Origin of the sequence: Janthinobacterium sp. 64 (assembly GCF_002813325.1) — a bacterium.
In the GTDB taxonomy this organism is placed as follows: Bacteria; Pseudomonadota; Gammaproteobacteria; order Burkholderiales; family Burkholderiaceae_D; genus Janthinobacterium.
Genome location: NZ_PHUG01000001.1, coordinates 771,034 through 785,750 on the forward strand (window position 1 = coordinate 771,034; position 14,717 = coordinate 785,750).

Sequence of the window (14,717 nt, forward strand, 5' to 3'; positions counted from 1 at the left end):
CGGTGGCTACATGTCGTAAATGAAGGACTTGACGTAGCCGCGTCCACCGACGGGTTTGCCTGCGCCCTGTTTGCTCAGTGGCGTGCGCACGTCGGCCGGATTGTCGCGCCCGTCCTCTGCCGCGCTGTCAACCCGGATCTCGTAGCCTGCATCAATCAGGGTATCGGCCAGTTCGACCGTCACCTTGAGGGTTTTGCCGCTGCCGACGCTCGCTCCGCTGATCCCGTCAAATTCGCGCGCGTTCAGGCCGCTACCGCGGGCCCAGTCGCTCAGGTGCTTGTAATACTTGGTCTTCTTTCCAGCTACCCATAACGTTTTCTTGTACTTGCCGGCGGCATCCGTGACATATACCGCCAGGTACGCGCCGTTGCCGGCGTAGTTCTTCAGTTGCGCGGTGAGTGTGACCGGGCGTGCCTGGACGAGACCGGGCAGCGCCAATGCACCTGCAAGGCAGGCGCAGGCTGTGATGTTTTTCATTTCTTTTCCCCTTGGGATGTCGGACCTGCAGGCCGCCTGACGGGAGCCTGTGGTACAGGGCCGAGGTAGTCGGAGGCGTCGCCGTTGTTGCCGAAGTCCACCGCCAGGCTGCGCATGCGCAGCGACGCCGGGGAGTATTTGGCCTTGACTTTGTTGCCGTTGCGATCAATGGCTCTGAGTTCGTAGCAGCCATCATCGATCTTGATGCGCTGGACAGTCCAGCCGCGCTGTTCGGCCTCCCGCTGCAATTGCTCGCGAGGTTTCCAGTCGGCAATCGGATCCGTGCAGTGGACATCCGCATGGACCGCATTGCTGAAAACCAGGGCAGACAGCGCCATGCATGTACGCGCTAAGAACATCGCTTGCTCTCCTTGATAACCACCTGAGCATGGCAGTTCATGCTGACATCATACTTACCCGAACGGCATCGCGCGATGACAAATCCGGGTATTTGCGGGTCAACCATCGTGAGATCAATTATTTGCAGAAACATGCGGCAGAATGCGCCGCTTCGCTTGTTTCCTGGCCATATCGGGCCTATCGTCTGGTAACAGGAACGACAGGAGAGCTTGCAAATGACAATCATTCAGGTATTTGAGCCCGCCATGCCCGACGCCCGTGCCACAGCCCCAGCTGGCGGCTCCTGCTGCGGCGGAAAAACATGCTAAGGAGTTCTTTCATGCCAGCCGCCTTCCACTTTCTCGAGCATCCTCCCGCCTTCATGTTTTTTACGGGCAAAGGAGGCGTCGGAAAGACCTCGCTGGCCTGCGCCCACGCCGTGCTGTTGGCCGACCAGGGCCGGCGCGTCCTGTTGGTCAGCACGGATCCGGCTTCCAACGTCGGCCAGGTGTTTGACATGGCGATCGGCAACCGGATCACTCCCATCCTGGCCGTTCCCGGCCTGAGCGCGCTGGAAATCGATCCGCAGGCCGCCGCCCAGCTGTATCGCGACAAGATCGTCGGGCCGGTGCGGGGCGTGTTGCCGGAAGCGGTGGTCAAATCCATCGAAGAGCAGCTTTCCGGCGCGTGCACCACCGAAATCGCGGCCTTCGACGAATTTACCGCGCTGCTCACCGACGCGCACATCCTCAAGGACTATGACCACATCGTGTTCGATACGGCGCCGACCGGCCATACCATACGGATGCTGCAATTGCCGGGCGCCTGGGATGCCTTCCTGGAGGAGGGCAAGGGCGATGCATCCTGCCTGGGGCCGCTGGCGGGACTGGAAAAGCAGCGCGACCGCTACCATGCGGCCGTCGCGGCGCTGGCCGATCCTGCGCGCAGCCGTTTGATCCTGGTGGCGCGGGCACAAGGCGCCACCCTGCGTGAAGCGGCCCGCACGCATGATGAGCTCGCCGCCATTGGCCTGACGCAACAATACCTCGTCATCAATGGCGTGTTGCCAGCGTCAGAGGGGGCAAGCGATCCGCTGGCCGCGTCCGTCGTGCAGCGCGAGCAGCGTGCCCTGGCCGCCTTGCCTGAGGCTCTGCTGTCACTGCCCCAAGATCAGATCCCGCTGATGCCGTTCAACCTGGTCGGCCTCGACGCCTTGCGCCGCCTGCTGCTGGCCGAGGGCGGCAGCGCGCCTGCCGCCGTCGCGGCGCTGCCGGAGATCGCCACGCCGGCCCTTGCCAGCCTGGTCGACGAGATCGCCAAGAACGGTCACGGTCTGATCATGCTGATGGGCAAGGGCGGCGTCGGCAAGACCACCATTGCCGCCGCCGTGGCGGTGGCGCTGGCCAGGCGCGGCCATGCGGTGCATCTGACGACGTCGGATCCTGCGGCGCACCTGTCCGAAACGCTCAGCGGCTCACTGGAGCATCTGAGCGTGAGCCGCATCGATCCGCGCGCGGAAACCGAGCGCTACCGCCAGGAAGTGATGGAGACAAAAGGCAAGAAACTCGATGCGGCCGGGCGCGCATTGCTGGCGGAGGACTTGCGCTCGCCCTGTACCGAAGAAATTGCCGTCTTTCAGGCGTTCTCGCGCGCGATACGCGAGGCTGGCAGACAATTTGTCGTGATGGATACCGCCCCCACGGGCCACACGCTATTGTTGCTGGACGCAACGGGCGCCTATCACCGGGAAGTCATGCGCCAGATGGCCGATACGCAGCTGCACTTCACTACGCCCATGATGCAGTTGCAGGACCAGGCCCAGACCAAGGTATTGATCGTCACGCTGGCCGAGACGACGCCGGTGCTGGAAGCCGCCGGCCTGCAGGCCGACCTGCGCAGGGCGGGGATCGAACCGTGGGCCTGGGTCATCAACAACAGTCTGTGCGCGGCCAGCCCGCGCTCGCCGCTGCTGCGCCAGCGCGCCCTGAACGAACAGGCGCACATCGCGACAGTGGCCCGGCAGCTCGCGCATCGCTACGCGGTAGTGCCCTTGCTGGCGGAGGATCCTGTGGGTATCGCCCATCTGGAGCAATTGAGCATGCCGGCTGTAGCGGTTGAACGCAAGGCCATCAGATAGCCTTGATAAACAGCGCCAGCGCGGCCAGGGCGGAAACCATCGCAAACGCTTTCTGCAGATGCTGCGCCGGCAGCCTGGAGGCAACCAGACGGCCACCGGCCATGCCGGCCAGGGAACCGATAGCGAAAGGCAGCGCAATGGCCCACTGCAAGTGACCGGCGGCGGTACTGGCGATGACGCCCGACAGCGATACCAGCGCAATGACCGCAAGCGAGGTCGCGACGATCGATTGCGTGGTCAAATCCGTGTAGCGTTGCAATGCGGGAACCATCACGAAACCGCCGCCCACACCCAGCAAACCGGACAGGATTCCCGCGACCACGCCCGCCAGGGCCAGCGCCCTGGCGCAAGGGGCCGTCCAGTGCAATTTGCCGCGCGTGGCGTCGAGCTGGCAGGGCGGCGCGCGTTTGCCGGACGCCGCAGTATCGGCAGCGCCGGAAGTGGCGCGCTGGTAGACGCGCAGCGCCACATAGAGCAGTACGAGGGAAAACAGGATCGCCAGCGGCCGATTCGGACTGCGCTGCGCCAGCCACAAGCCAAGAGGGGAGCAGATGATGCCCGCGCCAGCGATGAGCATCGCCGCCTTGTAGCGCACCGTCCCGGACTTCAGGCCCATCACCGCACCCAGGGCCGCCGCCAGGCCGACCGCCAGCAAGCCGATCGGCCCCGCCTGCGCCATGCTCAGGCCCGCGCCAAAGACCAGCAAGGGCACGGCAAGGATGCCTCCGCCCGCACCGGTGAGTGCCAGGATGATGCCGACTGTAAAGCCGAGCAGCAGGATGATGGTCATGCCAGGTTCCTGAAACACCGGCCGGGCGCCAGTGGATGAATGTGCATGCTTGTCTCCGTCCAGTCTGTGCTGTATGTTGTCAGACCGCGTTGAGCGGTATTTTCAGATAGCGTACGCCGTTCGCCTCAGGCTCGGGAAAGTGCCCGGCGCGCATATTGACTTGCACCGATGGCAGGATCAGGGTCGGCATTTCCAGCGACGCATCGCGTTTGGTACGCATGGCAACAAATTCTTCTTCGCTGATGCCGTTGCGCACATGGATATTGCTGGTGCGCTCCTCGCCGACGGTGCTGACATAGCGCACTTCGCGGCCGCCCGGCTGGTAGTCGTGGCACATGTAGAGCAGGGTATGCTCCGGCAAGCTCAGTACTTTGTTGATGGAGTGGAACAGGGTGCGTGCATCGCCGCCGGGAAAGTCGCAGCGTGCCGTGCCATAGTCGGGCATGAACAGCGTGTCGCCGACAAAGGCGGCGCTGCGGGCAGCGTCGTTGACGACGTAGCTCATGCAGGCGGGGGTGTGGCCGGGCGTGTGCAGGGCGCGGCATTGCAGCGCGCCGATGGAAAACAGCTCGCCATCGGCAAACAGATGGTCGAACTGGCTGCCGTCGCGCGCCATGTCGTCGCCGGCGTTGAACAGCTTGCCGAATACCTGCTGCACCGTGGCGATATGCTGGCCAATGCCGATCTTGCCACCCAGTTTTTCCTTCAGGTAGGGCGCGGCGGTCAAATGATCGGCATGCACATGGGTTTCCAGTATCCATTCAACCCTGGCGTCCAGGGCCGCGACGCGCGCCAGCAGGCGGTCGGCCGAGGCGGTGCTGCTGCGGCCCGACTTCGGATCATAGTCGAGCACGCTGTCGATCAAGGCGCAGCGGCGCGTGGCCGGATCGAGCACCAGATAGCTGACGGTGCTGGTGGCGGGGTCGAAGAAACCTTCTATTTGCGGTGATGTGTTGGTCATGATGCGTATATCTCCTGGGTGTGCAAGCCTGCCGTGCATGAGGTCTAACTGGTAATGCAAGACCTGTGCCAGTACGAGCTTGGGCCAGCTATCCCTCCCCAATGCCTGATTCCAGGCGTTTTTCTGCCGTCCACGCCGCAATGTAACGATGCGCTGCCTTTCTTTGGCACTGCCGCTGGCAGTGCCACTTGACGCATTGGCAGTCCTGCGACAGTATGGCTGCACAACAAGGAGCCAGCATGCCAACGCCAACGCCACCGGTCACCCGCATCGAGCCATTCCCCAGCGCGCCCATGGTGCAATCGCTGATCTCGTTTCTCGAACACGAGGTCCAGCCGATGATCGTGCTCGATCCCGATTACACGATTCTGGCCGCGAATGTCGCCTACCAGCGGCAATTTGGCAGCATCGGTGAGCCCGTGACCGGCCACAAGTGCTACCGCATCTCGCATCATTACGATGCCCCTTGCGACCAGGCCGGTGAACATTGCCCCATGAAGAAGGCGCAGGAACTGCGCGGACCCGACCGCGTGCTGCACATCCACCATACGCCGCGGGGCCCCGAGCATGTCGCCGTCGAACTGCGCCCGATCTTCGATGCCGGCGGCACCATTACCGCCTATGTCGAGCGGCTGGAAGTGGTGCGCAGCGCTTCGGCCAAGCCCAGCGAGGAGGGACTGGTGGGCCGCTCCGCCCCATTTACCCGGGTGCTGGAGGCATTGCAGCGAGTAGCGCCATCGATGCTGCCGGTGCTGCTGCTGGGCGAGTCAGGTACGGGCAAGGAACTGTTTGCGCGTGCCGTACACGAAAACAGCGCACGGGCCACAGGACCGTTCGTCGTGGTCGATTGCTCCGGACTGACCGAAACGCTGTTTGAAAGTGAATTGTTCGGACACGAAAAGGGCGCTTTCACGGGCGCGACCTCGCGCAAGCCGGGATTGGTCGATACGGCACAGGGCGGCACCTTGTTTCTCGACGAAATAGGCGACGTGCCCCTTTCCATGCAAGTCAAGCTGCTGCGCCTGATCGAGTCGGGCACTTACCGGCGCGTGGGCAGCGTCGAGACCCAGCATGCCAATTTCCGCCTGGTCGCCGCGACCCACAAATCGCTGGAGCACATGATGGCGCGGGGCGAGTTCCGACAGGACTTGTATTACCGCATCAGTGCCTTTCCCATCGCCTTGCCGCCGCTGCGCGCACGGCCCGACGACATCGCGTTGCTGGTGCAGTCATTCCTGCGCCGCGCGGGCGCGGGCAAGCGCACGCTGACGATAGACGCCGAAGCCATGGCGCAGCTGCAGCAACGCCCATGGCCGGGCAATATCCGCGAACTGCGCAACGTGCTGGACAGGGCCAGCCTGTTCGCCGATGATGGCGTGATCCGCGTCGAGCAACTGCTGGCGGCGCCGGTGGAGCAGGGGGCCGCGCCAGCCAAGCCTGTGCGCGGCGACAGCGTCCCGCTGGCCGAGCTGCACGGCAGCTTCGGCGGCACGCGCAAGGAACTCGCGGCGCACCTGGGCCTCAGCGAGCGCACCCTGTACCGCCGCCTGAAAGCGCTGGGTCTCGCCTAGGCCTCGCAGCACTGCCATGCTGCCAGTGTGGCAGTGCCACCCGTCGACTGGCAGCGCGCTGCTGCCTGCCACATCGCCCTAAGTCCCTGTTTTCTATCCTATCCTCACATGGTGTAACGCTGGCATGAAATATGCTTCGACAGAAGCATGACACGTACCTGAAACCTGGGCGTGTGTCTCGTGTTGTCATCGCAACGCTTAAGCAGATTAACCATTGAGGAGCAAGACCATGAACGCGAACGTCGGCAATATTGATCGTGCCATTCGGATACTGCTGGGGCTGGGCCTGATCGTGGCCACCCTGGCCGGTGCCATCGGCGCCTGGGGCTGGCTGGGCGTGATTCCCCTGGCGACAGGCATTTTCCGCTTCTGTCCCGCGTATCTGCCGTTTGGCATTCGTACCTGTGCGGTGAAAAAATGAGGCAGGCAACGGAGGCGACAACATGAGCATGCAAGCTGGCAGCTACCGCGCCTTGACGCAGTCGGTGTCGCAGCAACTGGCGACCCTGCGCGCGGATCTTCCCGACGTGATGAAAGGCTTTGGCGATCTGGCGCGCGCGGCAACGCGCGATGGTGCGCTGGACAAGAAAACCAAGGAGTTCATCGCGCTGGCCCTGGGCATCGCGGCCCATTGCGATGCCTGCATCGGCTTTCATGTGCAGGCCCTGGTCAAGCTGGGCGCCACCCGGGCCGAATTTGAAGAAACGCTGGGCATGGCCATCTACATGGGCGGCGGGCCGTCGGCGATGTATTGCGCCAATGCGCTGGCGGCATTCGAGGAATTCTCGGCCCCGGCCTGAGGCGCGTCGAGTTGGCACAGGATGAATAGCACATCAGAATTGGAGAAGTCGCGTGCAGATAGACTGGAATAATTTTACGCCATGGGCCTCATTGGCAGGAGGGATGCTGATCGGCTTGTCGGCTGCGGTGTTCGTCCTGTTTAACGGCCGTATCGCCGGCATCAGCGGCATCTTGGGAGGCTTGCTGGAATGGCCGAAAGGCGATGTGGCCTGGCGCGTCGCCTTCCTTGCCGGCCTGATTGGCGCGCCATTGCTGTACGGCGCAGTGCTGACGTTGCCGGAAGTACGGATAGACGCCGATTTCCCCACCTTGATCATTGCCGGCCTCCTGGTTGGCGTGGGGACGCGCTATGGTTCAGGCTGCACCAGCGGACATGGCGTCTGCGGTTTGTCGCGCATGTCGCCACGTTCGCTGGTGGCGACATGCGCCTTCATGCTTGCCGGCTTCGCCACTGTTTTTGTCGTCCGACACCTCATCGTATAAGGCACTGGTCATGAAAAATATACTGGCGGGGCTGGTGGGTCTGGTCTTCGGCATCGGACTGATCGTATCGGGCATGACGGATCCATCGAGAGTGCTTGGTTTCCTCGACGTGGCGGGGCAGTGGAATCCGTCGCTGGGCCTTGTCATGTGCGGCGCGATAGGCGTCGGCATCGTGGCATTCCGTTTTGCATCGCGCAGGGAGCGCAGCTTGTTGGGCGATGCGATGCGCTTGCCGACATCGAGGCAAATCGACCGGCGCCTGGTCTTCGGCGGCCTGGCATTTGGTGCCGGCTGGGGACTGGCTGGTTATTGCCCCGGCCCGGCCGTGGCGTCGCTGGCGTCAGGAGGGGCCAAGCCACTCGTTTTCTTCATCGCCATGCTCGCGGGCATGGGGGTCTTCGCGGTTGCAGAGCGTCTGAATTCACGATAGACAAGACTCAATTCTCGGTACTTGGCCGGACGCCGTATCCTGGTGACAAAGAACAGCACCTGGATCAGGCTGGCGCCGCTCAACATTTGTTCGGTCGCAACAGCACTGTGGCGACCAGGCCGCCTTCGGGGGCGTTGTATAAGGTGAGCGTGCCGCCTTGTCTCTCAATGGCTTCGCACGCGATCGATAATCCGAGGCCCACGCCACCACTGGCTTTGTTACGCGACGACTCCAGGCGGTAGAACGGCTGCATGACGGCGCTCAGTTCGGCGGCCGGAATGCCTGGGCCCTGGTCGTGGATCGTGATAGACAGTCCGGATGGGTGCATGGCGCACTCAACCTTCGTCACTCCGCCGTAACGCAGCGCATTTTCCATCAAATTGGCAAGGGCGCGCCGCAACGCGATCGGCTGCGCCAGAATGGGCGCGACTACGCCTGCGCATTCGATGGCGTGTCCCTGTTCCTGATAATCTTCAGTCATTGAACTCACCAGGGCTTGCACATCGAGCATGGCCGGGACCTCGACGGCCGCTTCGCCGCGCAGATACTCCAGTGTGGCGTCGAGCATGGCGGCCATCTCGGTGGCATCGGCGTGCAGTTGGGCGCGCACATCGGGCTCGGCCAACTGTTCGACGCGCAGCCGTATTCGCGTCAGCGGGGTGCGCAGGTCGTGCGAAACGGCGGCGAGAAAGTGGCCGCGGGCAGCCAGTTGCTGGCGCAGATCGGCTTGCATGCGGTTGAAAGCGCGCGCCGCCAACTGCGCCTCGACAGGGCCGCTTTCCGGCAGGGCCGAGCGGTTCACGTCGTTGCCGAGCTCAACTGCGGCGACGGCCAACTGCTGGATCGGACGCGCGATGCTGCGCGCGCCCAGCCAGGCGGCCGTGGCCAGTGCCAACAACTCCGTGACGACTCCAATGACCACGCCGCCCACCGGCGGCTGCGGGTGGCAGCGAGCCGCGTCGTGATAGAGCATGAAAAACAGGCCAAAGGCGATGGCGTGGCTAGCCAAGATGGCGCCCACTGCCAAGGCGAACAGGCGAGAGAACAGCGTGTCTACGAACTTGAACCTCATGCTTCGAATGCCACGTCGAGCAGATAACCCTCGCCGCGGATGGTGCGCAACAGCGGCTTGGCCGTGCTGTCGGTGTCGAGTTTCTGGCGCAGCCGGGACACCAGCAAGTCGATGGTTCGGTCGTACGCCTCCATGCTGCGCCCGCGTGCCGCACTCAACAGATAGCTACGGCTGAGGACACTTTGCGGCTTCTCGATGAACGCTGACAACAGCCGGAATTCACCGTAGGACAGGGGGATCAGCAACTGCGCGGGCGAGGTCAGTTCGCGAGTGGCGCGGTTCAGCCGCCAGCCACCGAAGCAGATGTCGTTGGCCGGCGGCGGCCTGCGCTCTAGCGTCGGCGCTCCCACGCCGCGGCCACGAATGCGCCGCAAGATGGTGTGCAGTCGCGCCACCAGCTCGCGCGGGTCGAACGGTTTAATCACGTAATCGTCGGCGCCAGCCTCCAGTCCGGCCACCTTGTCGCCGCGTTCGCCCCGCGCCGTGAGCATCAGTATGGGAATATCAGACAGGAAGCGGATGCTGTGACACAGAGACAGTCCGTCTTCACCCGGCAACATCAAATCCAGGATGATGATGTCGAAGCGCTGCCGGGCAAGAGACGAGCGCATCGCGGTGCCGTCATGGACCGCTTGGGCGCGGATGCCGAAATCACCGAGATAGGCGACTAGCAGGGTACAGATATCGGGATCATCGTCGACGATGAGCACTTCGGCAGTTGTTGGCATGGTCTACTTGAAACAGGAACGAAACGGTAAGCGGGAGCAGTTTAACTGATACCCGCCATTGTAGTATCAGGCCTGTGTCGCAATGGCGGACCGTGGTGGTTCGGCGAAGGATGCCGCGCCATTCACGTAGGCATCGACCGCGACCTTGACTTTTGCGTTGGCAGCGGCTTCGGGATGCTTGTTGAGATAGGCGTCGGTTTCCTTGTAGTCCGCGCGCTCCTGCTCGGTGACCTCGCCGTTTTCGTTCTTGTCTTCGGCTTCATAAGTCTCGCTGGAACTCGCCGTGGCGGTGAGGCTGGTGTCATCGCTGACGGCCGACGCGCCGGCCGCGCCGGCCTGTTCGGTGCCGCCAGCTTCGGCCGTGTCGGCGCTGCCGGTCTCAGTCTTGGCGGCGCGTCCATCGACGGCCGACGTGTCTACGCGCGAGGCGTCGTACTGGCTCTGCAGCGTGTTCGACAACGCTGCCGCGCCGTTCGGCGCCTTGCTGGCCGTCGCGCCAGCGACTTCCGCCTTGGCACCCGGCGGCGGCTCGCTGACCGGCGCGGCGATCTTTTGCTCTGCCGCACTCGCCGCGCTGGTGACGTCTTTTTTGCTTTGCGTAGGGATAAATCCCGTACCGCCGCTGACTGCTGATATTCCTGCCATACGATCTCTCCTGTTGGTGCGGCAGAACTTTGTTGTTCATGCCATGGATAGGTCAACGGCAGGAATCCGCGAAACTATTGAACAGCTTTGTAGCATGTTTGTATCATTTGAAATAAAGGGAGTTATTCACTCGCTCTGTCGAGTGGTCGGTCGGCAGAGGTATCAAGAATAGCTGGAACGATACTTACACGGCCAGACGCCACGTATTTCCAGATTGCGTCTTTGCTGCAAGCAAATCGACGCTGATCGCATGGTCACATTGCCCTACAAAGAAAACATGCCGGACCGCGAACTGGCATTAAAACACTGGAAGGCGTTTTGTTAAATACTTGTAAGCATAAACAATTTCATTATGTAGCGGTCATTGAGGAACAAGCCCGTGGTGCCTTGCATTTCCATGTGGCCGTCGCAGGGCGGCAAATGTACGCACTGCTGCGCTCGATCTGGCAAGGCATCCTGGGGCGTGGCCCGAACGGTGAACAAATGGGACAGGTCCACATCCGCGACCCGCACCGTTTCGGCTTCGGCGTGGCCGGGGCGCACGAGATCGCCAGCTACATAGCGAAATACTACGGCAAGGAAATGCAGTGCAGGGCGCTCGACCAGAAACGCTACTTCCGCCCCAGGGGCATCGTGGTGCCGGACGTCGATGTATGGCGGGTGCCGTTTTGTACAAACATGCTGCGCGCTGCACAGGTCGCATTCCAGGCACTTTCCGGCCACTGTATGGATGGCCTACAGACCTGGTGCAACAACAATCTCGGCGTTGTGTACCTGGCGACCGCTCCGGGACTGCCACAGGTGGTGGACGATTGTCCGTTCTGACATTCACTCCACCTTGATTGACGGGGAGGAGGGACGTGATATGGCAAATTTTGACGCTAATTCACTGCGGATACTTGAGCAAATTGAGGATGAGTTCCGCAATCAGTACTGGATCATTCGGAACTCCAGGCGGACCAACTGGCGGACGGTCAATTGCACAAGGATGCTGTGCGATCTTATGTACATGCTTGGGGTGCCGAAATGGGTTGTTCAACAAGCGAGATATTGTCTTCGCCTGCGGGTATGCTCTAAGTGCTACAACGATGAATTTAGGTGTCATGCGCTCTGCGGACAAGCAAGGCGAGGTGATTTTGATGAGTGAATCATACCATTGTGCGTCAATATGAAAAAATCAACTTAAATAATTATTTCGTCCATGGTATTGTTAGATGGATACAGAGTTATACTTCTATAATGATTACAACTAGAAGGTGACTTATGGACTATGATCGCGCGATTATTTCTGCTGCAAATGGTAAAGCCATATTATTTGTAGGTGCTGGATTTTCTGTTGGGGCTACTGCTTTAAACGGCAGTGGATTTCCAACGGGTTCGCATTTAGCTAGATTATTGTGCGAGGAGGCTAGTGCCCCCGTTAGTGACGATCTGAAGACGGCTTCAAGTCGTTACCTTAGAAAAAAAAGGCCTGACGAGCTAATTAAATTTCTTAGAGAGAATTATTCCTCTAAAGTAATTCTGGAGAAGCAAGAGATTGTCGCAAGCATTCCGTGGAAGGCAATTTATACTACAAATTATGATGACATCTTAGAGTTGGGTGCAAAAGCAAAGGGGAAAAAACTGTCGGCAGTTACGTTGGCAGACCATCCCCGAAGTCATCGAGATTCCAATTCATACGTTGTCCATATAAATGGCTATATTGACCGCCTTAATGAAAATACTTTATTAAATGAGTTTAAGTTAACTAATACTAGCTATCTCACCAACCAATTTCGCGAATCGGAATGGTGTGATTTATTTCTCCATCATTTAAGATCATCGCATGCTATATTTTTTGTCGGATACTCACTCTACGATATAGACATACAAGAGATATTTCACGCTGATAAGTCTTTGTATGAAAAAACTTTTTTCATACAACGGGAGAATATGACAGAAGAAGATATTTATTTTTCAGAACTCGCGGACTTCGGCACAATTTTACCTATAGGTATTGATAAATTTTCCAAAGATCTAAGCCAAATTGATCCATTGGCATTGAGTACTGATAAGTCCTTAATGCTCACGGGTTTAGAAGAGATGACATTACCTGAGGCTATTGCGACAAGCACTGCTGCAGATATTTATAATCTTTTGCTACGTGGGGATGTTAATTCTGATTTTATTTCAGAACAAATAATTTCCGGAGCGCAAAACTCCTACATATTCAACCGTGAAGGTGTGGATACCATAGACAATAAAATAGATAACTATATGGTTATAGGTGATATTGGAAATGGAAAAACCACAATGCTGCGATGCATATGTGCAAATTTAATTAAGATTGGAAAAAGATGTTTTTGGCTAAAAGATGAATCGTACGACAGTCATGATGAAATTGACGCCATATTGAAATTGGATGAGCCTAGTGTGATTGTATTTGATAATTACACCAAAAAATTAAATTTAATTGAATATGCCAACCTAAAACGCCGAAGTGATACCATTCTTGTTTTTTCAGCACGAACACTGCTCCATAAAAATTCGCAAGAAGATTTATATTACAAAAAAATTCGTATTGATGTGACAAAAACTTTCGAGATAAACTGCAACAAATTGACAGATTCGGAACTCACAAATTTAGTTGAATATTTTTTGAAATATGGTGTGTGGGGTGATATGACAGGAGGAAATAGTCATAAAAAAATTCGATATATTCGTAAGGTTTGCAATTCGGAATTGCATGGTGTTTTGCTTGATCTGCTAGCTTCTCCGGAGATGCAATCCCGATTTTCCAACTTGTTTAGGGAATTTAAAGGTTCGAAGCAAATAACAAAAGCCTTGGTCGCGACATTCACGTTGAATTTATTAAATATTACCCATCCGAATGCGCATATGATCGCAGCCATAACTGGTGATGGCACAATATTTACACCTTCGTTTAAGTCAAATGAAATATTAAAGCATTTCTTTAATAGTGAGCAAGATATCATAACGCCGAAATCAGCGGCACTTGCAGAGTTTTGTATGAAAAACTTTCCTGACCCTGTCTTGCTTGTTGAGTGTTTAATAGATATTTGTAAATCTACGCGAAAAAAAGCCGCAACTGAGAGAAAATTTGATATGTCCAAATTTTATTGGGATCTTTATCGCGACATGGCCAGTTTTTCTAGCGTTAAACGTATGCTGCCAGAAGTAGGAAAGCGAGAATTGCTTATTCAATTTTATGAAGGACTGCGAACCATTGATTTGGAGCGGGAAAATCCATTATTCTGGCTTCAATATGCTATGGCTCGAATGAATCAACCAATGAATGGCGACTTGGAGCAAGCGGCTATCTACCTTAGAACTGCGATGTCGATAGCTAAGTCAAAAAAAGGTTTTACTACTACAGATATTGAGACGCAACAGGCAAGGTTATATATTGAGTATGCGTTGCACTCGGCAGAAACGGCAACTGAGGCATATGATTTTTTTGTTCAAGCGGATGCGCGACTTGCGAAAATCACCAAAGACGAAATATATAAAACAGAGCCTTATCGCCCCATACATAATTACACTCAGTTATTTATTAAGTTTGGCAGTGATTTTAGTATTACGCAGTGCAGAGGAATTTACGATTCCTGTTCTTTTATTATGCATAATATTAAGGTTCTACCAATTCGAATTGCAGAAGAGCAGGTAATTGTTACTGCTAGGCGTGTATTGCAAGACATAATGAACAAATTGAGTTTGAGACTGGCGGGAGAGGAAGAAAAGTCTAAATAGAAAATTCTTCGATATTTTTTACTTAGCGGGGTACGGTAGAGTAAGTTACTTTACCCCGCATCTACAAGAAACGCGCTTACCTAAATGTCCGAACTAAAGAAATACCAAGTTTGCCCATGACGGACTCCAATACTCAATGCTTCCGTATCTCGCTTTAGGTAAAAACACCTTTACCTAAAACACCGTTCGCAATGTGTAAATTACCTAAATATTCAGACGAGTTGAAGGGGACGACGTGCTTACGTAAATGTCCGGACGAAAAGGCGAAACGAAACATTTTTACTTCTACGGTCTCAATCAACCGCAAAATCCTGAAATGTCCCGCGGCAGGACATCACCGCGTACATCGTCGGCTTCTGCAATACCGAACGATTGAATTCAGTATTGGGCAATCTGCCGCCCACCGTCTTCGAACGGAAAATGGCAGCAAAAAATCTATTGTTGTGTCCGAAATTACTTGACCACCACCGTAGACAGAACGTCCCTTCAGAGGTATCGTTTTTTTTCATGGCAATGTGCCATCATGAAGTAAT

16 protein-coding genes are annotated in these 14,717 nt (G+C 57.2%); 8 read left to right on the plus strand and 8 right to left on the minus strand.

Annotation, left to right across the window (positions count from 1 at the left end; genetic code table 11):
• Window positions 1–6: 6 nt before the first annotated feature.
• Window positions 7–477: a DUF2271 domain-containing protein gene (locus tag CLU91_RS03295; RefSeq protein ID WP_071077411.1), complete on the minus strand. Its 471-nt coding sequence runs from the start codon at window positions 475–477 to the stop codon at window positions 7–9.
• Window positions 474–815, minus strand: a complete 342-nt coding sequence (locus CLU91_RS03300) for a PepSY domain-containing protein (RefSeq protein ID WP_232730607.1) — start codon at window positions 813–815, stop codon at window positions 474–476. Before CLU91_RS03300 ends, CLU91_RS03295 begins: the two co-directional genes overlap by 4 nt.
• A gap of 341 nt (window positions 816–1,156) precedes the next feature.
• Between CLU91_RS03300 and arsA the strand changes: the two genes are divergently transcribed.
• The gene (gene arsA, locus CLU91_RS03305; protein WP_157814568.1) at window positions 1,157–2,953 is read left to right on the plus strand and encodes an arsenical pump-driving ATPase; all 1,797 of its coding nucleotides are present in this window, start codon (window positions 1,157–1,159) and stop codon (window positions 2,951–2,953) included.
• On the opposite strand, the gene CLU91_RS03310 is transcribed toward arsA, so the two are convergent.
• The gene (locus CLU91_RS03310; RefSeq protein WP_100872972.1) at window positions 2,946–3,743 is read right to left on the minus strand and encodes a sulfite exporter TauE/SafE family protein; all 798 of its coding nucleotides are present in this window, start codon (window positions 3,741–3,743) and stop codon (window positions 2,946–2,948) included. The genes arsA and CLU91_RS03310 overlap by 8 nt on opposite strands.
• A 79-nt stretch (window positions 3,744–3,822) precedes the next feature.
• Window positions 3,823–4,704, minus strand: a complete 882-nt coding sequence (locus CLU91_RS03315; protein ID WP_100872973.1) for an MBL fold metallo-hydrolase — start codon at window positions 4,702–4,704, stop codon at window positions 3,823–3,825.
• Between the two features lie 239 nt (window positions 4,705–4,943).
• On the opposite strand from CLU91_RS03315, the gene CLU91_RS03320 reads away from it, so the two are divergent.
• From CLU91_RS03320 to CLU91_RS03340, 5 genes are all read left to right on the plus strand, one after another.
• Window positions 4,944–6,275, plus strand: a complete 1,332-nt coding sequence (locus CLU91_RS03320) for a sigma-54 interaction domain-containing protein (RefSeq protein WP_100872974.1) — start codon at window positions 4,944–4,946, stop codon at window positions 6,273–6,275.
• Between the two features lie 229 nt (window positions 6,276–6,504).
• Window positions 6,505–6,696: a YgaP family membrane protein gene (locus tag CLU91_RS03325; protein ID WP_071077404.1), complete on the plus strand. Its 192-nt coding sequence runs from the start codon at window positions 6,505–6,507 to the stop codon at window positions 6,694–6,696.
• Window positions 6,697–6,724: 28 nt separating this feature from the next.
• Entirely contained in the window at window positions 6,725–7,075 is a 351-nt protein-coding gene (locus CLU91_RS03330; protein ID WP_198521431.1) for a carboxymuconolactone decarboxylase family protein, read from the plus strand.
• Between the two features lie 52 nt (window positions 7,076–7,127).
• A complete protein-coding gene (locus CLU91_RS03335) occupies window positions 7,128–7,559 on the plus strand; it encodes a YeeE/YedE family protein (protein ID WP_198521234.1) in 432 nt (143 codons plus the stop codon).
• Window positions 7,560–7,569: 10 nt separating this feature from the next.
• On the plus strand, window positions 7,570–7,989 hold the full coding sequence (locus CLU91_RS03340; protein ID WP_100872977.1) for a YeeE/YedE family protein: 420 nt from the start codon (window positions 7,570–7,572) through the stop codon (window positions 7,987–7,989).
• A 79-nt stretch (window positions 7,990–8,068) separates the two neighbouring features.
• On the opposite strand, the gene CLU91_RS03345 is transcribed toward CLU91_RS03340, so the two are convergent.
• The 3 genes from CLU91_RS03345 to CLU91_RS03355 all read right to left on the minus strand — a co-directional run bounded on the left by CLU91_RS03345 (window position 8,069) and on the right by CLU91_RS03355 (window position 10,434).
• The gene (locus tag CLU91_RS03345; protein ID WP_100872978.1) at window positions 8,069–9,061 is read right to left on the minus strand and encodes an ATP-binding protein; all 993 of its coding nucleotides are present in this window, start codon (window positions 9,059–9,061) and stop codon (window positions 8,069–8,071) included.
• Window positions 9,058–9,789: a response regulator gene (locus tag CLU91_RS03350; protein ID WP_100872979.1), complete on the minus strand. Its 732-nt coding sequence runs from the start codon at window positions 9,787–9,789 to the stop codon at window positions 9,058–9,060. The genes CLU91_RS03345 and CLU91_RS03350 overlap by 4 nt, the downstream gene beginning before the upstream one ends.
• 66 nt (window positions 9,790–9,855) lie before the next feature.
• The gene (locus tag CLU91_RS03355; RefSeq protein ID WP_100872980.1) at window positions 9,856–10,434 is read right to left on the minus strand and encodes a hypothetical protein; all 579 of its coding nucleotides are present in this window, start codon (window positions 10,432–10,434) and stop codon (window positions 9,856–9,858) included.
• A gap of 387 nt (window positions 10,435–10,821) precedes the next feature.
• Here CLU91_RS03355 and CLU91_RS03360 point away from each other — a divergent pair, with 387 nt between their 5' ends.
• The gene (locus CLU91_RS03360; protein ID WP_442906592.1) at window positions 10,822–11,259 is read left to right on the plus strand and encodes a hypothetical protein; all 438 of its coding nucleotides are present in this window, start codon (window positions 10,822–10,824) and stop codon (window positions 11,257–11,259) included.
• Between the two features lie 438 nt (window positions 11,260–11,697).
• On the plus strand, window positions 11,698–14,184 hold the full coding sequence (locus CLU91_RS03365) for an SIR2 family protein (protein ID WP_100872982.1): 2,487 nt from the start codon (window positions 11,698–11,700) through the stop codon (window positions 14,182–14,184).
• A 293-nt stretch (window positions 14,185–14,477) separates the two neighbouring features.
• On the opposite strand, the gene CLU91_RS27735 is transcribed toward CLU91_RS03365, so the two are convergent.
• Complete coding sequence (locus CLU91_RS27735; RefSeq protein ID WP_157814569.1) at window positions 14,478–14,693, minus strand: hypothetical protein; 216 nt, start codon at window positions 14,691–14,693, stop codon at window positions 14,478–14,480.
• Between the last annotated feature and the right edge of the window lie 24 nt (window positions 14,694–14,717).